This is a genomic window from Saccharothrix australiensis (genome assembly GCF_003634935.1).
Classification (GTDB): Bacteria; Actinomycetota; Actinomycetes; order Mycobacteriales; family Pseudonocardiaceae; genus Actinosynnema; species Actinosynnema australiense.
In genome coordinates this window covers 348,570-368,990 of sequence record NZ_RBXO01000001.1, presented here as the reverse complement: position 1 = coordinate 368,990, position 20,421 = coordinate 348,570, and the positions used below count along the sequence as shown (strand labels likewise).

Below are 20,421 nucleotides of genomic sequence, written 5' to 3'. Positions count from 1 at the left end.
CTGGACGGGTGGAGCAATACTGGAGACGCCCGACCGGCTCTTCCCGCACGTTAGCCGGGGCCGGTGGCACTACATCAGATTCTCGATTATGTCGGAGCTGGTCCCAGCACCGCAGTCCGGATGGCTTGCCAGTCCTTCGCCCTCCACCAGTCGAAGAGGTCGAGGGTGCCGACGACCTGCACGGTGAGCGTGTCGACGAACTCCGGGCGTCCGTAGATCTGTCGGGACCGCCGGGCGGGCGGCTGTTTGCGCTGGTGGTTGACGATCAGGGTGCCGCCGTCGACCGGTGAGTCGGGCTGGTGTCCGCCCCAGGTGTCCATGTGTCGACGCAAGTCGCCGACCAGCGCTTCCTTGGCGTTGCCTCCTTCGGACTTCACCTCGACCAGACGCCTGTGCGGGCCGAAGGTCACCAGGAGGTCGGCCGACACTGTGGCGCCCAGCCTGGCGTCGAGGTCGTCGACGGTGAACCCTGCGGTGGACAGCACTCGGGCGACCGTGTCGACCAGAACCGTGCCGGTTCCGAACAGAAGGCCGTTGCGGATGGGGTCCGCGATGGCCTTGGCGTCTGCCAGGCTTTGCTCCAGCCGTGTCTTGTCCCGGGCGTACCGCGTCTCCAGGTCGGCCAGCGCTGCGCGGGCGTTGGTCTCCGCCGGCGTCTCCAGGTCTGGGTCGACCGCAGAGGCCAGCCGGTGACGCCGTGGCGCGTCGGGAACATAGGCGGGGACTGCGCGCTGCACCAGCCAGTCGATCACCGTGTCCCAATCGGTGCCGTCGGGCACGATGTACCAGCGTTGACGTTCGTCCGGGGAAATCCACACCGCGACGACGGGGGCACCCAGCGAGTCGAGCAGGATGGGACGCAACTCCCCCACCGGCTCGGTCTTCTGCCACGCATTTCCGTCCAGATGCCTGTCGGCACCTCGGGATTCCAGTCTCCACCACGTGTCGGGGGGACGGTTGCACAGCCGCAACCCCAGATCTCGGTCTGCGCCGTCCAGCCCGTCCGCGAGGACCGGTCGGGTTCCCCGAGGCAACCGGTAGCCAGCGATGGTGGTCTCGTGGTCCAGCAGGTTGATCGAGGCGTCGTAGTCCACGAACACATTGCGCCTGATCTTGTCGACGTTTCCCATCACATCGACCAGCAGAACGGTTTCCCGTCGTCCGGCCGCACCCGCGAAGAGGCGTTGAAGCTCGCTCACACCACGAGAGGAGCGGGGTGCCAGCGCAGCCACACAGTCGGACGTCTCGTACTCCAACCACCGCGGCTCGACCTCGTGCCGTGCCCAGTCGACCTCGTGAAACGACGGCAGCCTGATCGGCACCGCCGACTCCACCCCAAAACGCGTCGACGATGACGACCAGTCGGGTCCCGAACGCGGAGGCAGGGGGTTCTGCCGTCGGCCGACGTGCACCGGCAACTGGGCCTTCATCGGACGATGCTACGTCGGGCCGCCCACCACTGGAACTCCGCGGCAAGCGCTATCTCGACTGGCAGCTCGATGACCCCGCCAGCCGGAACCTCGACCACGTCCGCACGATCCGCGACGAGATCGACCACCGCGTCCGGGTCCTGCTCGCCGAACTCGCACCCGCCGGCACCTGACCGCGCGCACGCGTCGGCGAACGAGGGCTTCGGCTTTGGGACGGGCGCCCGGCCCGTCCGGACCACGTCGGTCGGGCACGGGTGTCGCGTGGTGTGGACGGTGACCGATCCCGACCCAGCAGTGTCCGGTGGAGCGTGGGCACCATCCCCTGCCGGCACCACCGGGTCTTCTCCGAGCGCAACCGTAGGGGGCTTGAGGCGGGTGGTGCACGAATCGGGCTCGGGCCGGTGTCCCATCGCGCGGATGTGTCCTGCCTGTCTTTGCATCGGTTCGGCGGTGCTGGTCGCTGGTTGGGTCGGACGGGATGTCCTCCGTGTCTCACTCCTCCGGGTGGTCCGGTCCGGGACACAGACGAGCCCTGCGATCTTGGGATGGTCTGGCCAGTAGGTTGCCGTGTGTGAAGTCCGTAACCGTTGGCGAGGCGATTGGCGGCGTCGTCGCAGGGCTTGAGGAGTCCATCCGCCAGGCTGAGGCCGAGGCCGACGAGTTGACTGCGAGGGCGGAGGAGATGCTGTTCCGTGCCGCCCGGCTCCGTGAGGAGGCGTCCCGTCAGCGCGGTGTCCAGTCCGATCTGGACGGCCGGTTGGGGGCCATCGTGCAGCAGTTCCTGCGTGATCGTCTTGGCGGGGAGGTCGACTCGCGGGGTGCCGGTGGGACGACACGCACGTCGCCGTCTCAGGAATCCCATCCCCCGCAGCGGGCCCGGACGGGCTCGAAGGACAGGCAGAGGGGCCCGGTTGACGCGGCGGCCGACCAAGACCACTCATTGACCAGTCGTTCCAGGAAGACCGTCATGGAAGATCCAGATCCCGACCGGATCTGGACCAGTGCGGTCCTGCGCGGGTACTTCCCCGGAGAACCGACGGTGAAGTTCAACAAGATCCTCAAACGGTTGTGCGACGAGGGCACGGTCGTCCGCTTGTCGGGAGCGCCAGGTCGCTATCGACGGGCCGTCGGTGCACCCGGCTCAGCTCCTGCACTGGTGGAGATCCGGACTGGTGACCCAGCCTGGGACGTCGACGCCACCCTGAGTCCGTCGCCTGAAGACCCCTCCGTTGATTTCCGGTCGGTAGCGCATCTGGAGCGACAGATCGTCGAGGTGTTGAGGTCGCCCTCTGGACGTCGATGGCGACCGGACCAGCTGGCGTCGGCGTTGGGGGTACCGGTCTCCGCAGTCGAGGCCGTGCTGCCCACGCTGCTGGCCGACAAGGAGATCGAGAAGCCGGTTGACGGTGCCTACATCGCGACCGACCCGGCGATTGCCGAGGAAGGGTGGCCACGGGTGAGCTGACGAACAAGGCCGCCGTCCGAGGTTGGCGCCTCGGACGGCGACCCTCCAACGAATCCCCCCACAGCTTCGGCGACCTCTCGGGCTAGGAGATCCGGTCGCTGAAGGCGGCACGCGGGGTCCGTTGTCGTGCCGACGTTAGCGCCTGTGCCTTTCGGGCCCGCGTAACGTCGCCTGATCGTGGACCTCGCGTGTCGCGATGACGCACGCCCTGACGAGGTTTCCTTTGTGTGATCAGGCTTTTTCTTCCGACAACAGGGACGGGTCGAGTGCGATCGGCGTGTCGAGCGCTCGTTCGAGGTCGGCGAGCACGGCGATGGTCGGCCAGACGCGCCCGTCCAGGACGTTGCTGATCGTCTGCCGGTTGACCGCCGCCGTCTTGCTGACGGTGTTGAGGCTGAGTCCGTGTTCGGCCAGCACGCGGGCGAGTCGGGCGGAGACCGCCTGCGCGACCGCCGCGGCGTGGTCACCGTCGAGGCGGGCATGGGGCCAGTGACCGGACACGACGTGGTCGCGCGGTGCTCGGGTTCGACGGGTACCCATTCAGCCCACTCCCCACAGTGTTGCTACTCGAATAGCATGGTCGCTCCTGGTGTCTACCTGCCGAGGAGAGCGGTGGAGCGACGGATCGCCACCTACGTGCCCCGCAACGCCCCACCGGCGTGGGACCGGGTCGCGGGCGAGGTGCGGGCGCTGGTGTCCCGGGCCGGCCCCGGTCTGCCCTACGACGCGGCCGAACTGATGTCGGTCACCGCACGCCTGGCGATGTTCTGCGACGGACACGGGATCACCGATCCGACGTCCTGGCTGGAACCCACGACGGTCGACTGGTTCCTCGACCTGGGGTGCGTCGGCCTGTCCAGGCATACGCGCTCGACATACCGGGCGCGGCTGCGACGGCTGTCCGAGGCCGTGTGCGGGGTCGACGGGGGCAAGCCCGTGCCGCTGTCCGCGTCGGACACCTCCCGCCCTTACACGGCGGGGGAACTGGCCGCTCTGTGGTCCTGGGCCCGTGGCCAGCCCACCGCCGCGCTGAGAGACGGTTGTCAGCAGCTTCTCGTGCTCGGTCTGGGATGCGGGTTGTCCGCCGACGAGGTCATCGACCTGCACGCGGGCTGTGTCCGGGAGGTCGGCAACGGAGCGGTCGTGGTCGAGATCACCGGGCGACGGTCGCGGACGGTCATCTGCCGCGACCGCTGGGAGACGGTTCTGGCCGATCAGTCCCGACGGTCGCATCCCGGATTCCTGTTCCGGCCCCACGCCGTCCGGGCCAAGAACCTCGTGTCGAACTTCCTGGCGCGCACTCATCGCGGTCCCACTACCCCGCAGGTCAGGGTGTCACGCCTGCGTGACACCTGGCTGGCCGAGCACCTGGCGGCGGGGACACCGCTGACCGTGCTGGTCGCCATCGCCGGACTGGACGGCCTGTCGAGCCTGGACCGGCTGCTGCCCCACCTGCCCGCCGTGGACGCCCGGCGTGCCGAGCGACACCAGCGCACCCTGTCGTGAACGCCGCCGCGGCGGCCGAGGCCGTGCTGGGCGAGGAACTGGTTCCCGTGTCGGACGCCGAGGTCGACCGGGCCCGTGCCTACATCGCCGCCACCGGCCTGGCCGGGTTCTTCACCACCGCCCTGGACCGCAGACGACGCAGCCCGGCCGGACGGCCGCGCACGCTCACCGTGGAGGCCCTGCTGGTCGGCCTGCTGCTGTGTGCCGTGACCGACCGGAATGTGCTGCTCAGCGGCGTCAACCTGCTGCTGCACCACCGGCTCACCGCCCGCTCCCGCGACAGCCTCGGCATCGCGCCGCGGCCCCTGACGGCGAACTCGGTGGAAGCGTCCTACGCGGTGGTCCGCCGGCTGTTCCACGCCATGGTCGCCGTGTTCGACGACTCCCCGACACCGAAGAACCGACGCCTGACCGAGACCGAGTTCGCAGCCAGGCTCGTCCCGCTGTCCGACGGGCAACGGGACGACCGCAGACGACTCCGGGACTGGGTGGGCAACCGGGTACTCGCCCCGAGCTTCACCAGACTGCTCCACACCCTGCGGGCCTACCCGGCCACCGGCAGCTGCGTCGACGCCACACCGTTCAGGACCCACGCCCGCAAACCCTCCCGCTCCGCGGGCACGACCTCGGCCGACCCCGACGCCGGCCTCTACCTGCGCACCACCGCGGACAAGCCCGACCCCACCGAGCGGTCGACGAGCCGCACGCCCAGGAGTGCGACGAAGATCACCGGAAAGTCCGCGAAGAAGATCCTGCGGGAACTGTTCGGCTACGAGGCCACCCTGCTGGTCAACGGCTCCACCCATCCCGTCGACGACCGCATCGCCCCACCGGTCCTCGTCGGCGGCTACACCGTGGAACCTCCAGGCCACCGACCCGGTGGTGCCGCGGCCGACGTCCTGCGCCAGGCCGTCGCCAACGGTTGGCCCACCGGCCTGCTCGCCGCCGACCGCGCCTACAACAACAGCGACCCCGACACCTTCCAACTCCCCGCCCGCGCCCTGGGCTTCCAACCCCTGTTCGACTACCGCGACGACCAACTCGGCATCCAGGCCGAACACGCCGGCGCCATCCAGGTCGAAGGACGCTGGCACTGCCCCCACATGCCCGCCGCCCTCATCCACGCCACCGGCGACTTCCGCGAACAACGCACCGACGAGCAGACCTGGCGACAGCGCGTAGCCGCCCGCACCGACTACGAACTGCGCCCCAAAGCCAACCCCGACGCCGAAGGCCACCAGCGGATGTCCTGCCCGGCCGCCGGTCCCACGCCCGCCGTTCGCTGCCCCCTGAAGAAACAGTCGATGCGGTTCACCGCCAAGCCCACCGTCACCCCGGCCACGAGCCCGGTCACCCCACCCGCGATCTGCGGACAACAGTCGGTGACCATCCCGCCCGAAGCTGGCGCCAAGCACCACCAAGCCCTGCCCTACGCCACCCCAAGGTGGCGTAACGCATATCACACACTTCGCAACGGCATCGAGGGCACGAACGGCTACCTCAAAGACCCCGCCAACGTCGGCCTGGAGTCTTCCGGAACCCGCCGCATCCGGGGCATCGCCGCCACCACCTTCCTGCTCGGATTCCAACTCGCAGCGTCCAACCTGCGCAAACACGCCCACTGGCACCACGCATACCCGGCCGATCCGAGCACCCCGCCTCGACGAAGGCCACGACGACGCCACACCCGGCCCCTCACCGAATGGACGCATCGAACCGACCAACCCCGCTAGCCCGAACGAGTGGTCTACGCCACAGACACAGCCGGACACCGATCCACCCCGAACAGCACTGAGGCCCCGCATCTGCGGGGCCTCAGTGCTGCTGATCAAGCTCGAACCTCAAAACATCGGTCCGAGTGGACTGATTTCGTCATCAGTCCCTGGTGGGCGAGGGGGGAGTTGAACCCCCACGTCCTTTCGGACACACGGACCTGAACCGTGCGCGTCTGCCATTCCGCCACTCGCCCGGAGCGACGTGGAGAACACTAGCACGGCCCTCGTCCGGGTTACCAATTGCCCCGTGTACCGGCACGTCACCCCGGATACGATCGGTGCCAGAAGTCGACCGAGTCGGAGGGTTGCCGTGGGCCTCGTACAGCGCTTCGAGCGCCGTCTCGAAGGCATCGTCGGCAACACCTTCGCGCGGGTGTTCGGCGGCAACGTCGTCCCGCAGGAAGTCGCGCAGGCCCTCGCGCGGGAGGCCGAGGTCAACATCCGCGAGCTCGCGGGTGGCAGGCTGCTGGCGCCGAACCACTACCAGGTCCTGCTGGGCCCGCAGGACCACGATCGGCTTGCCGGTGACGGCCAGGATGAACTACGCATCACCCAGCTTCTCGGTGACTCCATCCGGGAGCACCTCGAAGAGAGCGGATGGGATACCTATGGTGACGTCGTAGTCTCCCTTGAGCGCTCCGACGCGCTGCACACCGGACAGTTCCGAACCAGCTCGTCCGTCGACCCCGACGTGAAAGTTGCCAGCCGACGGTCAGCACCACCTCGCACTGCAGGAGACGGATCGATGAGCCAGCCTCCCGGCTACGGACAAGGACAGGGCCAGCCCGGCTACGACCCCTATGCGCAGGGCGGCTACGGCCAGCAACAGGGCTACGACCAGGGTTACGGCCAGCAGCAGCAGGGTTACGACCAGGGCTACGGGCAGCAGCCCGGCTACGACCAGGGCTACGGCCAGCCCGGTTACGACCAGGGCTACGGCCAGCAGCAGCCGCAGGGCTACGACCAGGGCTACGGCCAGCAGCCGGGTTACGGCCAGCCGGGCTACGACCAGGGCTACGGCCAGCCCGGTTACGACCAGGGCTACGGGCAGCAGCCCGGCTACGACCAGGGTTACGGCCAGCAGGGCTACGGCCAGCAGCCCGGCTACGACCAGGGCTACGGGCAGCAGGGCTACGGCGACCCCGCCCAGGGCTACGCGCCGCCCGCGGTGCAGTCCGGCCCCCGCCAGCTGAGCGCGACGCTGCACCTGGACGACGGCTCGAACCGGACGTACAACCTCAAGCAGGGCGGCAACGTGGTCGGCCGCGGCCAGGAAGCCGACTTCCGCCTGCCCGACACGGGCGTCTCCAGGAGGCACCTGGAGATCACCTGGGACGGGCACAGTGCCATGCTCGCTGATCTCGGTTCGACAAACGGGACCACGGTGAACGGGACCCCGGTGCAGACTTGGCAGCTCGCGGAAGGCGACGTCGTCCGCATCGGCCACTCCTCGCTGGTCTTCCGCACCCAGGGTTAGAGCCGGTCGAGACGGGCGAAGGCGTGACGGCACTCAAGGCAGGAGCGGTTACATCCGGTGCCAGAGCTGGTGATGCAGCTGACCAGAGCGGGTTTCCTCATCCTGCTCTGGTTGTTCGTGTTTGCTGCGCTGAGAGTGGTCCGGTCCGACCTGTACGCGGCGTCGGGACTGCGCGTTCCGACGCCGAGCCTGCGTAGAGGGCCCAAGAAAGCCGCCAAGGGCAGCAAGGCGCCCCGGCAGCTCGTCGTCACGCACGGCGCGCTGGCGGGCACGCGCATCTCCCTGGACGGCAGGCCGATCCTGATCGGCCGCGCGGACGACTCCACGCTCGTCCTGGACGACGACTTCGCGTCGACCAGGCACGCGCGGCTGTCCATGCGCGGCGCGGACTGGTACGTGGAGGACCTCGGCTCCACGAACGGCACGTACCTCGACCGGGCGAAGGTCACGGCCCCCATCCGGGTCCCGCTGGGTTCCCCGATCCGAATCGGCAAAACGGTGATCGAGCTGCGCTCATGACCCTCGTCCTTCGATACGCGGCCCGCAGCGACCGGGGCCTGGTGCGTTCCAACAACCAGGACTCCGTGTACGCGGGCCCCCGCCTGCTCGCGCTCGCCGACGGCATGGGCGGCCACGCCGCGGGCGAGGTCGCCAGCAAGGTCGTCATCGCCGCGCTGGCCCCGCTCGACGACGACGAGCCCGGCGACGACCTGCTCGGCCAGCTCCGCGAGGCGGTGATCGCGGGCAACGGCGCGATCTCCGAGCTCGTGCAGTCCGACCCCGACCTCGACGGCATGGGCACGACGCTCACCGCCGTGCTCTTCGCGGGTTCCCGGCTGGGCCTGGTGCACATCGGCGACTCGCGGGCGTACCTCTTGCGCAACGGCACGTTCTCGCAGATCACCCACGACGACACGTTCGTGCAGTCGCTGATCGACGAGGGCCGGATCACCGAGGAGGAGGCGGCGACGCACCCGCAGCGGTCGCTGCTGCTCCGCGCGCTGACCGGGCACGAGGTGGAGCCGCGCCTGATGGTGCGCGAGGCCCGGCCCGGCGACCGCTACCTGCTCTGCTCGGACGGCCTGTCCGGCGTGGTGAGCCAGGAGACCCTGGAGGAGGCCATCCGCATCCCGGACCCGCAGGCGTGCGCGGACCGGATGATCGAGCTGGCGCTCAAGGGCGGCGGGCCGGACAACGTGACGGTCGTGGTCGCCGACGTGGTCGACGTGGACTTCGGCGAGGACGCCCCGATCGTGGGCGGCGCGGCGGGCGACGGCGGCGAGGACCCGCCGCCACCCGACTCGCCCGCCTCGCGGGCGAGTTCGATCACGGGCCCCCGGCCGCTGCCGCCGCGCCCCGAGCCGCCGCAGCCGCCCGCGGACCCGCGCCGGGCGCGCGGCAACCGCCTCAAGGCGCTGGGCATCGTGGTGTTCCTGCTCCTGCTGCTGGCGGCGGCGGGCCTGGGCACCCGCTGGTACGTGCTGCGCCAGTACTACGTGGGCGCGGGGCCGGACGGCCAGGTGTCGGTGTTCCGCGGCGTCACCGGCAGCGTCCTCGGGTTCGACCTGCACACGCTGGTGGAGGGCTCGTGCCCGCCCGACGCGCAGGCGTGCGAACCGATCACCGTCGACGACCTGAAGGTCGCGACCAGGGACGTGGTGCGCGGCGGCATCACCGTCGCGGACGGCCTGGAGGGCGCGCGCGAGGCCATCCGCCTCCTGCGCACCGAGCAGACGCTCCCGTTCTGCCCGAAGGAGCGGACCTCGACCGGCGCGGCGACCCCGACGACGACCACCACCACCACGCCCGTGGACCCGTCCGCGACCTCCGCCGCGACGACGACCACCACCCAGGAGGGCACCCCGGTGCCCACCCCGCCCGCGCTGAAGCCGGGCACGGACTGCCGGAAGGGTCAGTAGAAGCATGGGTTCGCCGGTCCCCGGCGGGGAGGGCACGCCACTCGCGGCGGCGAGGGGCGGCGCCCCGCTCGCGGCGGGGGGCAACGCGCCGTCCGCGGCCAGCAGCACGTCGCCGGGGCTGACGCCGCCCACGAAGCGCGGTCACGAGCTGGGTCTCCTCGCCGCCGCCGCCTTCCTGGTGACGATCGCCCTGATCCTGGTGGAGGCGAACCAGGAGCAGGAACTGACCATGAACATCGTGTGGTTGGGCCTCGCCTACCTGGGCCTGCTGTCCGTGGCCCACCTCGCGGTGCGCCGCTGGGCGCCGTACGCGGACCCGGCGATCCTGCCGTGCGTGGCGCTGCTCAACGGCCTGGGCCTGGTCATGATCCACCGCATCGACCTGGCCATGAAGGACGTCGAGCTGCCCGGCGGCCAGGTGTGGTCGGCCGCCGCGCCGAAGCAGGTCCTGTGGACGGCGATCGCGCTGGTGCTGTTCTGCACCGCCCTGAAGGTGCTCTCCGACCACCGAACGCTGGCCAAGTACGGCTACACATGCGGCTTCCTGGGCCTGGTCGCGCTGGTCCTGCCGGGTGTGCTCCCCAGCTTCATCGCGCCGGAGATCAACGGCGCGAAGATCTGGCTGGCGTTCGGCGCGTTCTCCATCCAGCCGGGCGAGTTCGCGAAGATCCTGCTGATGGTGTTCTTCGCGGCGTTCCTGGTGTCCAAGCGCGACCTGTTCACCACGGCCGGCCGCCGGGTGCTCGGCCTGGACCTGCCGCGGGCGCGCGACCTGGGCCCGCTGGTCGCCGCGTGGCTGGTCGGCGTGAGCATCATGGTCCTCCAGAAGGACCTGGGCTCGTCGCTGCTGTTCTTCGGCATCGTGCTCGTGCTGCTGTACGTGGCGACCGAGCGCGCCGCGTGGGTCGTGGTCGGCGTGGTCATGTTCTCCGTCGGCGCGGTGGTGGCCTGGAAGCTGTTCGGCCACGTCCAGATCCGCGTGCAGAACTGGCTGGACCCGTTCGCCGACGCCACCAACAAGGGCTACCAGATCGTCCAGTCCCTGTTCGGGCTGGGCACCGGCGGCCTGTTCGGCGCCGGCCTCGGCGGCGGGCGGCCGGACCAGATCCCGGAGGCCAACACCGACTTCATCACCGCCGTGATCGGCGAGGAGCTGGGCTTCGTCGGGCTGTCCGCGGTGCTGCTGATCTACACGGTGCTGGCGATGCGCGGCCTGCGGGCCGCGCTGTCGGTCCGCGACACGTTCGGCAAGCTGCTGGGCGGCGGCCTGGCGTTCGCGGTGGCGTTCCAGATCTTCATCATCGTCGGCGGCGTCACCAAGCTGATCCCGATGACGGGCATCACCGCGCCGTTCCTGTCCAAGGGCGGTTCGTCGCTGCTGGCGAACTACATCCTGGTGGCGCTGCTGCTGCGCATCTCCGACGCGGCGCGCGCGCCGAAGACCACGCCCAAGCCGCGCCCGCAGCAACCCGCGATCGCCGACCAGTACACAGTCATGGTGGAGCGTCCCAAATGAACAAACCGCTCCGCCGCGTCGGCCTCGCCATGATGGCGATGATGGTGCTGCTGCTCGGCAACGCCACCTACGTGCAGGTCATCAAGTCCGACGACTACCGCAAGAACCCGCTGAACCGGCGGGTGGTGCTGGACCAGTACTCGCGCGAGCGCGGCCAGATCATCGCGTCCGGCGGCGAGCCGCTGGCGACCGTGGAGCGGACCACCGACCGGCTGCGCTACCTGCGCAAGTACGCCGGCCCGGCGTTCGCGCCGGTGACCGGCTACTTCTCCACCGTGTACGGCACGAGCGGCCTGGAGCGGGCCGAGGACGACCTGCTCAACGGCTCGGACGACCGGCTGTTCGCCCGCCGGGTGTCCGCCCTGATCACCGGCCGCGACCCGAAGGGCGGCAGCCTCCAGCTGACCGTCAACGCGGCGCTCCAGCAGGTCGCCTACGACAAGCTCCAGGGCGTCAACGGGTCGGTGGTGGCGATCCGACCGCAGACCGGCGAGATCCTGGCGATGGCGTCCACGCCGACCTTCGACCCGAACGCGCTGGCCAGCCACGACGTGGGCGAGCAGCAGGCGGCGTGGCGGCAGCTGAACGCGGCGGACGCCGAGCTGCCGCTGCTCAACCGCTCGATCGCCGGCCTGTACGCGCCCGGCTCGACGTTCAAGCTCATCGTGGCCGCCGCCGCGCTGGCCGAGGGCAAGACCAAGGACAGCGAGGTCGACGGCCGGCCCGTCATCACGCTGCCCGGCACCCAGACGCCGCTGCCCAACTTCAACGACAGCAACTGCGGCAACGGCGTGACCGCCACCCTCCAGGAGGCGCTGGCGAAGTCGTGCAACACGGCGTTCGCCGTGCTCGCCAACGAGCTGGGCCCGGAGAAATTGCGCCGAACGGCGGCCAAGTTCGGTTTCGACGACTCCGACCTGGCCATCCCGATGGGTGTGGAGACGTCCAGGCTCGGACCCATGAAGGACGCGCCGGCGGTGTACCAGACGGGCATCGGCCAGCGGGACGCCCTGGTGACGCCCCTGGAGAACGCCGTGGTCGCCGCCACCATCGCCAACGGCGGCGTCCGGATGCGCCCGCACCTGGTGCAGAAGATCCTCGCGCCCGACCTCCAGGTGATCAGCGAGACCGATCCCGACGAGGTCACGGACGCGATGAAGCCGGACGAGGCCCGCGCGCTGCGCGACATGATGATCGAGTCGGAGAAGAACACCGCGGGCGGCGGCAAGCTGTCCAACGTGGTGATCGCGTCCAAGACCGGCACCGCCGAGCACGGCGAGGACGTCAAGAAGACCAAGCCGCACGCCTGGTACGTGGGTTTCGCGCCGGCCGAGAAGCCGGAGATCGCGATCGCCGTGATCGTGGAGAACGGCGGTGACGCGGGTCTGGCCGCGACCGGCGGCCGGGTGGCCGCGCCGATCGGCCGCGCGGTCATCGGCTCCTATCTCGGGAGCCGCTGATGCTGACCTCCGGCCAGTTGCTCGCCGAGCGGTACCGCCTCTCGCGGCGGATCGCGGTGGGCGGCATGGGCGAGGTCTGGGAGGCCGCGGACACGCGGCTGGACCGCAAGGTCGCGGTGAAGGTGCTGAAGGCGGAGCTGTCGGGCGACTCGGAGTTCCTGAACCGGTTCCGCATCGAGGCGCGCACGACGGCGTCGCTGAACCACCCCGGCATCGCCGCCGTCCACGACTACGGCGAGACGGCCTCGGTGCCGGACGGGCCGGAGGACACCGCGTACCTGGTCATGGAGCTGGTGGAGGGCGAGCCGCTGGCCGCGATCATCGCGCGCGGCAGGCTCACCGCGGACCGCACGCTGGACGTGCTGGAACAGGCGGGGAACGCGCTCCAGGCGGCGCACGAGCGCGGCCTGGTGCACCGGGACGTGAAGCCGGGCAACATCCTGGTCACCCCGAGCGGCACGGTGAAGATCACCGACTTCGGCATCGCGAAGGCGGCCGACGCCGCGCCCGTCACGCACACCGGCATGGTGATGGGCACCGCCCACTACATCGCGCCCGAGCAGGCGCTGGGCCACGCCGCCGAACCGGCCAGCGACGTGTACGCGCTGGCCGTGTGCGGCTACGAGTGCCTGACCGGGCACCGGCCGTTCCTGTCGGAGAACGCGGTGACCGTCGCGATGATGCACATCCGCGACATCGCGCCGCCGCTGCCGCCGGACGTGCCGCCGGGCCCCCGCGCGCTGATCGAGGCGACCCTCGTCAAGGACCCCCGGCAGCGGTACCGCAACGGCGGTGAGTTCGCGGCGGCGGTGGCGGCCGTGCGCGCCGGCCAGCCGCTGCCCGCGCCCACGGGCCTCGCGATGGCCGTCGGGTCGGCGCCCCTGACCCAGCTCACCCATCCGGGTGTACCGGTGGTCAACCCCGGCTCGCTGCCCGGCCTGCAACCGGTGCCGCCGCAGGTGAACAGTCCGCGCACGGGCGCTTTCGGACCGTTGTCGACGCCGCCGCGCCCACCGGGGCGCAACCGCGCCGTGCTGTGGGTTATGGTCGCTGTGCTGGTGGCCGTGTTGGTGGTGCTCGGCGTGGTGATCCTGCGCGGGATCGGCAAGGACGCGGGGCCCGGCGGGACGAGCCGGCAGCAGGGCACCACGGACGCCCGCCCGTCACCGCACGACTCGACCGACCGCCTCCCCGACGGGCCGAAGGTGACGATCACGAAGGCGGACTTCGTCGACCTCCCGGCCGACGAGGTCGCGAAGAAGCTCTCCGGCTACGGCTTGGAGGCCGAGGTGCACACCGAGCAGGGCGCCGCGCCGCGGGACCGGGCGAGGTGCCTGGTGTCGGACCTGAGCCCGAACGGCGAGGTTGCGATCGGCTCACGGGTGACGGTGACGTGTGTACCGACGTGACGGCCGAGCGGTACGAAGGCGGACGCAAGCGATGGCAGGACCGTTGACGAGGAGCGGGACGAAGCACTGATGAGCACTCCGCGACTGCTCTCCAACCGCTACGAACTGGGTGAGACCCTCGGCTACGGCGGCATGTCGGAGGTCCACAAGGGCCGCGATGTCCGGCTCGGCCGGGACGTGGCGATCAAGGTGCTCCGCGCCGACCTCGCCCGCGACACCCAGTTCCAGGAGCGGTTCCGGCGGGAGGCCCAGAACTCCGCGGCGCTGAACCACCCCGCCATCGTCGCGGTCTACGACACCGGTGAGACGAACACCGAGTACGGCCCGCTGCCCTACATCGTCATGGAGTACGTCGACGGTCGGACGCTGCGCGACATCGTCAAGACGCAGGGCCCGCTGACGGGCAAGCGCGCGATGGAGATCATGGCCGACGTGTCGGCCGCGCTGGACTTCAGCCACCGGCACGGCATCGTGCACCGGGACGTGAAGCCCGCGAACGTGATGATCACGCGGTCCGGCGCGGTGAAGGTGATGGACTTCGGCATCGCGCGGGCCGTGCACGACGGCCAGGCCGCGGTGACCCAGACGGCGGCGGTCATCGGCACCGCCCAGTACCTGTCGCCGGAGCAGGCGCGCGGCGAGGCGGTGGACGCCCGGTCGGACGTGTACGCGTCGGGCTGCGTGCTGTTCGAGCTGCTGACCGGCGAGCCGCCGTTCACCGGCGACTCGCCCGTGGCGGTGGCCTACCAGCACGTGCGGGAGGACCCGAAGCCGCCGTCGTCGCTGAACCCCAAGGTCACGCCCGCGCTGGACGCGATCGTGCTGAAGGCGATGGCGAAGGGCCCGGCGAACCGCTACCAGTCGGCCGCCGAGATGCGCGCCGACCTGGTCCGCGTGCTGTCCGGCCAGCGCCCGTCCGCGCCCGCCGTGATGACGGCCGAGGACCGGACGGCGGTGCTCAACCAGTCGCCGCGCACGGAGGTGGCCGCCGGCGGGCGGCACCGGCCGTCCGCGCTGCGCGAGGAGCCCGCCGACTTCGACCCCGTCGCGGACGAGGAGCAGGAGCGGCGCGCCCGGCGCAAGAAGACGATCATGATCACGCTGGTCGTCCTGCTGTGCGTGGCGGTGCTCGCCCTCGCCGCGTGGATCACCGCGTCGCTGCTGGACACCAAGGACAGCGGCACGGACCCGTCGAACAAGGTGAAGGTCCCGGACCTCCGGGGCCAGCTCGCGACGTCGGCGCAGGACGAGCTGAACAGGCTCAACCTCAGCGGCACCCTCCAGACCCGCCCGTGCCAGCCCGCCGACCCCGGTGGGCAGCCCGCGTGCACGGCCGAGCAGATCGGCAAGGTGCTGGACACCGACCCGCCGATCGGCCGCGAGGTGGACAAGTTCACCCAGATCACGCTGATCGTCGGCGGGCCGCCCGAGCAGGTCGAGGTGCCCGACGTGAAGGGCCTGTCGGCGGCCGACGCGCAGAGGAAGCTGGAAGCCGACAAGTGGGTGTTCCGGCAGGCCACCGAGACGGTCGAGGTGCAGGACAACCGGCTGGTCGGCAAGATCGCCGACCAGAACCCCGGCGCGGGCACGAAGGCCGCCCGCGGCAGCACGATCACGGTGTTCGTCGGCAAGGGCCCGGACACCGTGCAGCTCCCCGACGTGACCGGCCAGCCGCTCCAGCGCGCGCGGGACACGCTGGAGGGCAACGGCTTCAAGGTGCAGACCAAGGAGGTCGACAGCGCCGAGGAGCAGGGCGAGGTCGTCGCGCAGAATCCGGGTCCCGGCCGCGTCGAGAAGGGCAGCTACGTCACGCTGAGCGTGTCGAAGGGCAACCAGTTCGCGATGCCCGACCTCACCGGGATGACCGAGGCCCAGGCGCGGGCCAAGCTCGGCCAGCTCGGCTGGACGGGCGACCTGCACGTGGCGAACCGCATCCCGACCACCGACCTGGCCCAGGACGGGAAGATCGCGGAGTCCGAGATCAAGGCGAACCAGCCGGTCGCCAAGAACGCCAGGATCAACGTGCAGCTGTACGACTTCAAGGTCGGCCCGACCGGGCCGACCAGGTAGGCCGTCGACGTGGTGCGGCCCCCGGTTCCGCGTGGAGCCGGGGGCCGTGCCGCGTCGGCCGTCGCCGGCGGCGGGTCTCAGACGCGGGCCGCCGCCGCGAGCTGCCGCATCCCGTTCTCCAGCTCGGTCACGGTCGCCTCGGGCACCGGGAAGCCGCACACCGCGAGCCAGTTGGCGAGCATGCGGTGGCCGCCCTCGGTGAGCACGGACTCGGGGTGGAACTGGACGCCCTCGACGGGCAGCTCGCGGTGCCGCATGGCCATCACCACGCCCGTGTCGGTGCGCCCGGTGACCTCGAACTCGTCGGGGATGGTGTCCGGCAGCACGGTCAGCGAGTGGTACCGGGTGGCCGTGAACGGGCTGGGCACGCCGGCCAGCACGCCGCGGCCCTCGTGGTGCACGACGCTGGTCTTGCCGTGCAGCAGCTCGGGCGCGAGGTCGACCGTGCCGCCCCACACCGCCCCGATGGCCTGGTGGCCGAGGCAGACGCCGAACACCGGGACGCCGTTGTCCGCGCAGTGGCGGATGACGTCCATGCTCCGGCCCGCCTTGTCGGGCGTGCTGGGGCCGGGGCTGACGAGCACCCCGCCCACCCCGGAGACCTCTTCCAGCTCGACGGCGTCGTTGCGCCGCACCACGCACTCGACCCCGAGCTGGGCCAGGTACTGGACGAGGTTGTAGACGAAGCTGTCGTAGTTGTCGACCACGAGCACGCGCATGTCCGCCAGCGTAGCCGTGACCAACCTCTCGTCAGAAGTGAGCTTAGGCTCACCTAACCTATAAGTATGACACGTTCACTGCGCGTCGCCGTCGTCGGCGCCGGCCCGGCGGGGATCTACGCCGCCGACACCCTCGTCAAGTCGGAGGCCGACGTCTCGATCGACCTGTTCGAGCGGATGCCCGCGCCCTACGGCCTGATCCGGTACGGCGTCGCGCCCGACCACCCGCGCATCAAGGGCATCGTCAACGCCCTCCAGCGCGTGCTCGACCGCCCGGAGATCCGCTTCTTCGGCAACGTCGAGTACGGCGTGGACGTGAAGCTGGACGACCTCCGCCAATTCTACGACGCCGTCATCTTCTCCACGGGCGCGGAGAAGGACCGGCCGCTGGACATCCCCGGCATCGACCTCGACGGCTCCTACGGCGCGGCCGACTTCGTGTCCTGGTACGACGGCCACCCCGACGTGCCGCGCACCTGGCCGCTGACCGCGTCCCAGGTCGCCGTGCTCGGCGTCGGCAACGTCGCGCTCGACGTCGCCCGCATCCTCGCCAAGACCGCGGACGAGCTGCTCACCACCGAGATCCCGGACAACGTGTACGAGGGCCTGAAGGCCAGCCCGGTCACCGACGTGCACGTGTTCGGCAGGCGCGGGCCCGCCCAGGCCAAGTTCACCCCGTTGGAGCTGCGCGAACTCGACCACTCGCCGAACGTCGAGGTCATCGTGCACCCGGAGGGCATCGACTTCTGCGCGGCCAGCATGGCGGCCATCCGGTCCAACAAGCAGGTCGAGATGGTCGTCAAGACCCTCCAGGAGTGGGCGATCCGCGACGTCGGCGACCGGCCGCGCCGGCTGCACCTGCACTTCCTGGAGGCGCCGGTCGAGGTCGTCGGCGCGGACGGCGCGGTCACCGGCCTGCGGACCGAGCGGATGGAGCTGGTCGGCGACGGCGGCGTCACGGGCACCGGCGAGTTCACCGACTGGCCCGTGCAGGCCGTGTACCGGGCCGTCGGCTACCTGTCCACGCACCTGCCCGACCTGCCGTTCGACCACACCTCGGGCACCGTGCCGCACCAGGCGGGCCGCGTGCTCGACCTGGACGACCAAGCGCTGCCCGGCGTCTACGTCACCGGCTGGATCAAGCGCGGCCCGATCGGCCTCATCGGCCACACCAAGGGCGACGCGCTGGAGACCGTGACCAGCCTGCTCGCGGACGCGCCCGGCCTGCCCGCCGCGCCGGTGGCCGACCCGGACGCCGTGGTGCGCTTCCTGGAGCAGCGCGCCGTGCCGTTCACCACCGTCGACGGTTGGCGCAAGCTCGACGCGCACGAGATCGCCCTCGGCGTCGAGCGGGGCCGGGAGCGGATCAAGGTCGTGGACCGGAAGACCATGACGGACGTCTCCCGGTCCTGACCCGCCCTACTGGCCGGTCGTCACGTTGTTGAACGGCAGCTTCGGCTCGGCCCACGGGAACACGACGAACATCAGCAGCGCCACCACCCCGGCCACGAGCACCAGGGCCTCCAGGACGCGCACCGGCAGCGGGCCGGGGAGGTGGCGCCAGATCCAGCCGTACATCACTGCTCCTTCAGCTCGGCGGGCACGAAACCGGGCGCCTTGGGGTAGGACTGCGTCAGCACCGCGTGCACGATGAGCCGCTGCTTGTCCGAGAACCGGGGGTGGCAGGTGGTCAGCGTCATCAGCGCCGCCTGCTGCGCCTCGGGCGTGGCCGCGCCGGTGACGTGCGGGATCGCGTTGATCACCTCGCCCTGCGAGGGCAGCACGATCTCCTGGCCGACCGTCTTGTCGTAGGCGCCGCCCAGCGGCGCCACCTGCGCGCACTTCGGGTCCTTGGCCTTCGGGCCCTGCGCCCAGCCGGCGACCTCGCCCGACTTGGGCAGCATCCGGTAGACGAACCAGTGCGACTGCGTCTCGACCACGATCGCGTCGCAGGAGTTCATCAGGTCCAGGTCGTTGAACGGCGCGCCCTTGCCGACCCGGTGCCCGGCGACGGCGAAGTTGCCGGGGTTGCCCGGCAGCGCGGTGTTCACGTAGTGACCGGGCCCGATCTCCAGGTGCTTGTCGGTGGTGCCCTCGACCACGGAGAACTTGTAGTCCGGCCCGAACACCGGGATGTACATCTTGGCGAACGCCTGGCCCTCGACCAGGTCGTACTTGGCCTCGCGCCGGGGGTCGGCGGACTCGACGGTGTTGGCGTTCCACTGCTCGTCCAGGGCGTGGGTCGCGTCGTCCTGCTTGCCCGCCGAGATGAGGTCGGTGACGTAGACCTCGTAGACGACGAACAGCAGGATCACCAGTCCCGCCGTGATCAGCAGCTCGCCCGTCGTGCGGACGGCCTTGCGCGCCCTGCTGTCGGCCGGCGGCGGCGGGTCGTCACGGTCGTCGCGGCCACGGTCCTCGTCGCCGTGGTCGTCGCGGTCGTGGGCGCCGCCGGCGCGGTCGTCCGCCCGGTTCCGCGTCTCCTCTTCGGCTTCGTCGTAGTACTCGTCGTAGTCGTCGTACTCGTCCTCGTAGACGTCCTCCACCGGTTCGATGACCTCGGTGGGCGGATCGACGGGCCGGGGGCGCGCGGGGCGCGGCGGCGCGGCGGGAGGCGGCGGGAGGCTGCCGGAGAACGCGTTCGTGTAGCGGGTGGCCTCGGCGGCGGGTGGCGGGCCGCCGCGGTGCCTGCGCGCGGGCGGCTCGCCCTCGGCCCTGGCCGGCTCGCCCCGGCCGAGGTCGGGACGGCCGGCGTCGGGGCGGCCCGCGTCGAGGCGGCCGGCATCACCGCGGAAGCCGGGGTCGGGCTCGCCGTTCAGGCGGCGGCCGAGCGAGGACAGGTCACCGCCGCGCGCGGCCGGGTCCGGCCCGTCGACGGGCGGGCGGCGGAACCCGCCGGGACCGGTGCCCGGTCCCGGCACGCGACCACCGGGCGCGCGGTCCGGCGGCGCGTAGGGCCGGGGCGCCGACGGGTCGCCGCGGCGCGGCGCGGGCTGCCCGTGCCCGGGCGGCTCACCGTGGGCTGGGCCGCCCGCGTACCGGGGCGGCCGCTCGTCGAAGGCAGGCTCACCGCCATGACGCGGCACCCGCTCGTCGTACACCGGGACATCGCCACGGCGTGGCACCCGCTCGTCGTACACCGGGACATCGCCACGGCGTGGCACCCGCTCGTCGTACACCGGGACATCGCCACGGCGTGGCACGTGCTCCTCGTGGACCGGGCCGTCGCCATGACGCAGTGCCCGCTCGTCGTACCCGGGGACATCGCCACGGCGCGGCACGGGATCGCTGTAGGCCGGACCGTCCGCGTACCGAGGCGCGGCATCGCCGTACGCCGGACCGTCGCCGCGGCGCGGCGTCACCGGTTCGCCGTGCCGGGCGGCCGGCGCGTCGCCGCGGCGCGGGGCCGGCTCGCCGAAGGGCGGGCCGTCGGGGTGGCGCGGGACCACCGGCTCGGCGTGGCGCGGCGGACCCGGATCGAGGTGGCGGGGCGCCGGCGGCTCGTGCCCGGGGTCACCCGACCGGGGCTGACCGCGCGGCGGCGTGCGCGGGCGTGCCGAAGGCGCGTCCCAGCCGCCGGGCGGCGTCCGCGGCGGCTCCTCGTCCGGCGGTGGCGGCGGCGGCAGCGGTCGCGGCGGCCCTGGCCTGGGCCGAGGCGGCCGTCCCGGCGGCGGG

The 20,421-nt window shown here is 71.2% G+C and carries 16 protein-coding genes, 1 tRNA gene and 1 pseudogene; 12 read left to right on the top strand and 6 right to left on the bottom strand.

What is annotated here, in order from left to right; genetic code table 11:
- Positions 1-86: 86 nt before the first annotated feature.
- Complete coding sequence (locus tag C8E97_RS01815) at positions 87-1,430, bottom strand: hypothetical protein (RefSeq protein ID WP_170211584.1); 1,344 nt, start codon at positions 1,428-1,430, stop codon at positions 87-89.
- A 41-nt stretch (positions 1,431-1,471) separates the two neighbouring features.
- On the opposite strand from C8E97_RS01815, the pseudogene C8E97_RS35700 reads away from it, so the two are divergent.
- Positions 1,472-1,603, top strand: a pseudogene (locus C8E97_RS35700) (arsenate reductase ArsC); the annotation flags it as partial.
- A 398-nt stretch (positions 1,604-2,001) separates the two neighbouring features.
- Complete coding sequence (locus C8E97_RS01805) at positions 2,002-2,895, top strand: hypothetical protein (RefSeq protein ID WP_121001015.1); 894 nt, start codon at positions 2,002-2,004, stop codon at positions 2,893-2,895.
- Positions 2,896-3,126: 231 nt separating this feature from the next.
- On the opposite strand, the gene C8E97_RS01800 is transcribed toward C8E97_RS01805, so the two are convergent.
- On the bottom strand, positions 3,127-3,435 hold the full coding sequence (locus C8E97_RS01800) for a helix-turn-helix domain-containing protein (protein WP_121001013.1): 309 nt from the start codon (positions 3,433-3,435) through the stop codon (positions 3,127-3,129).
- A 72-nt stretch (positions 3,436-3,507) separates the two neighbouring features.
- On the opposite strand from C8E97_RS01800, the gene C8E97_RS01795 reads away from it, so the two are divergent.
- Entirely contained in the window at positions 3,508-4,401 is an 894-nt protein-coding gene (locus C8E97_RS01795) for a hypothetical protein (protein ID WP_121001010.1), read from the top strand.
- A gap of 170 nt (positions 4,402-4,571) precedes the next feature.
- Entirely contained in the window at positions 4,572-6,134 is a 1,563-nt protein-coding gene (locus C8E97_RS01790; protein WP_147454973.1) for a hypothetical protein, read from the top strand.
- Positions 6,135-6,284: 150 nt separating this feature from the next.
- Here C8E97_RS01790 and C8E97_RS01785 read toward each other — a convergent pair.
- Positions 6,285-6,370, bottom strand: a tRNA-Leu gene (locus C8E97_RS01785).
- A 116-nt stretch (positions 6,371-6,486) separates the two neighbouring features.
- Between C8E97_RS01785 and C8E97_RS01780 the strand changes: the two genes are divergently transcribed.
- The 7 genes from C8E97_RS01780 (at position 6,487) to pknB (ending at position 16,027) form a co-directional block, all read left to right on the top strand.
- Complete coding sequence (locus C8E97_RS01780; protein WP_121001006.1) at positions 6,487-7,653, top strand: FHA domain-containing protein; 1,167 nt, start codon at positions 6,487-6,489, stop codon at positions 7,651-7,653.
- 57 nt (positions 7,654-7,710) lie between these two features.
- Entirely contained in the window at positions 7,711-8,172 is a 462-nt protein-coding gene (locus tag C8E97_RS01775) for an FHA domain-containing protein FhaB/FipA (RefSeq protein WP_121001004.1), read from the top strand.
- Positions 8,169-9,572 (top strand): PP2C family protein-serine/threonine phosphatase, encoded by a 1,404-nt coding sequence (locus tag C8E97_RS01770; RefSeq protein ID WP_121001002.1) that lies wholly within the window; start codon positions 8,169-8,171, stop codon positions 9,570-9,572. The genes C8E97_RS01775 and C8E97_RS01770 overlap by 4 nt, the downstream gene beginning before the upstream one ends.
- A 4-nt stretch (positions 9,573-9,576) precedes the next feature.
- On the top strand, positions 9,577-11,088 hold the full coding sequence (locus C8E97_RS01765) for an FtsW/RodA/SpoVE family cell cycle protein (protein WP_121001000.1): 1,512 nt from the start codon (positions 9,577-9,579) through the stop codon (positions 11,086-11,088).
- Positions 11,085-12,548, top strand: coding sequence for a peptidoglycan D,D-transpeptidase FtsI family protein (locus tag C8E97_RS01760; RefSeq protein ID WP_121000998.1), 1,464 nt, complete (start codon positions 11,085-11,087; stop codon positions 12,546-12,548). Before C8E97_RS01765 ends, C8E97_RS01760 begins: the two co-directional genes overlap by 4 nt.
- Positions 12,548-13,957 (top strand): serine/threonine-protein kinase, encoded by a 1,410-nt coding sequence (locus C8E97_RS01755; protein WP_121000996.1) that lies wholly within the window; start codon positions 12,548-12,550, stop codon positions 13,955-13,957. The genes C8E97_RS01760 and C8E97_RS01755 overlap by 1 nt, the downstream gene beginning before the upstream one ends.
- Before the next feature lie 69 nt (positions 13,958-14,026).
- Complete coding sequence (pknB, locus tag C8E97_RS01750) at positions 14,027-16,027, top strand: Stk1 family PASTA domain-containing Ser/Thr kinase (RefSeq protein ID WP_121000994.1); 2,001 nt, start codon at positions 14,027-14,029, stop codon at positions 16,025-16,027.
- Positions 16,028-16,104: 77 nt separating this feature from the next.
- On the opposite strand, the gene C8E97_RS01745 is transcribed toward pknB, so the two are convergent.
- Entirely contained in the window at positions 16,105-16,746 is a 642-nt protein-coding gene (locus C8E97_RS01745) for an aminodeoxychorismate/anthranilate synthase component II (protein ID WP_121000992.1), read from the bottom strand.
- 66 nt (positions 16,747-16,812) lie between these two features.
- Between C8E97_RS01745 and C8E97_RS01740 the strand changes: the two genes are divergently transcribed.
- Positions 16,813-18,159, top strand: a complete 1,347-nt coding sequence (locus C8E97_RS01740) for an FAD-dependent oxidoreductase (RefSeq protein ID WP_121000990.1) — start codon at positions 16,813-16,815, stop codon at positions 18,157-18,159.
- 6 nt (positions 18,160-18,165) lie between these two features.
- Here C8E97_RS01740 and C8E97_RS34235 read toward each other — a convergent pair whose 3' ends face one another.
- Entirely contained in the window at positions 18,166-18,324 is a 159-nt protein-coding gene (locus C8E97_RS34235) for a hypothetical protein (RefSeq protein ID WP_170211582.1), read from the bottom strand.
- Positions 18,324-19,871: a class E sortase gene (locus C8E97_RS36405; protein ID WP_281275306.1), complete on the bottom strand. Its 1,548-nt coding sequence runs from the start codon at positions 19,869-19,871 to the stop codon at positions 18,324-18,326. Before C8E97_RS36405 ends, C8E97_RS34235 begins: the two co-directional genes overlap by 1 nt.
- Positions 19,872-20,421: the final 550 nt, after the last annotated feature.

What these genes read in the sequence shown, in the direction of transcription:
- C8E97_RS01815 (WP_170211584.1), bottom strand. Translation starts at nt 1,430, where the DNA reads ATGAAGGCCCAGTTGCCGGTGCACGTCGGCCGACGGCAGAACCCCCTG.
- C8E97_RS01800 (WP_121001013.1), bottom strand. Translation starts at nt 3,435, where the DNA reads ATGGGTACCCGTCGAACCCGAGCACCGCGCGACCACGTCGTGTCCGGT.
- C8E97_RS01770 (WP_121001002.1), top strand. Translation starts at nt 8,169, where the DNA reads ATGACCCTCGTCCTTCGATACGCGGCCCGCAGCGACCGGGGCCTGGTG.
- C8E97_RS01765 (WP_121001000.1), top strand. Translation starts at nt 9,577, where the DNA reads ATGGGTTCGCCGGTCCCCGGCGGGGAGGGCACGCCACTCGCGGCGGCG.
- C8E97_RS01760 (WP_121000998.1), top strand. Translation starts at nt 11,085, where the DNA reads ATGAACAAACCGCTCCGCCGCGTCGGCCTCGCCATGATGGCGATGATG.
- C8E97_RS01755 (WP_121000996.1), top strand. Translation starts at nt 12,548, where the DNA reads ATGCTGACCTCCGGCCAGTTGCTCGCCGAGCGGTACCGCCTCTCGCGG.
- pknB (WP_121000994.1), top strand. Translation starts at nt 14,027, where the DNA reads ATGAGCACTCCGCGACTGCTCTCCAACCGCTACGAACTGGGTGAGACC.
- C8E97_RS01745 (WP_121000992.1), bottom strand. Translation starts at nt 16,746, where the DNA reads ATGCGCGTGCTCGTGGTCGACAACTACGACAGCTTCGTCTACAACCTC.
- C8E97_RS01740 (WP_121000990.1), top strand. Translation starts at nt 16,813, where the DNA reads ATGACACGTTCACTGCGCGTCGCCGTCGTCGGCGCCGGCCCGGCGGGG.
- C8E97_RS34235 (WP_170211582.1), bottom strand. Translation starts at nt 18,324, where the DNA reads ATGTACGGCTGGATCTGGCGCCACCTCCCCGGCCCGCTGCCGGTGCGC.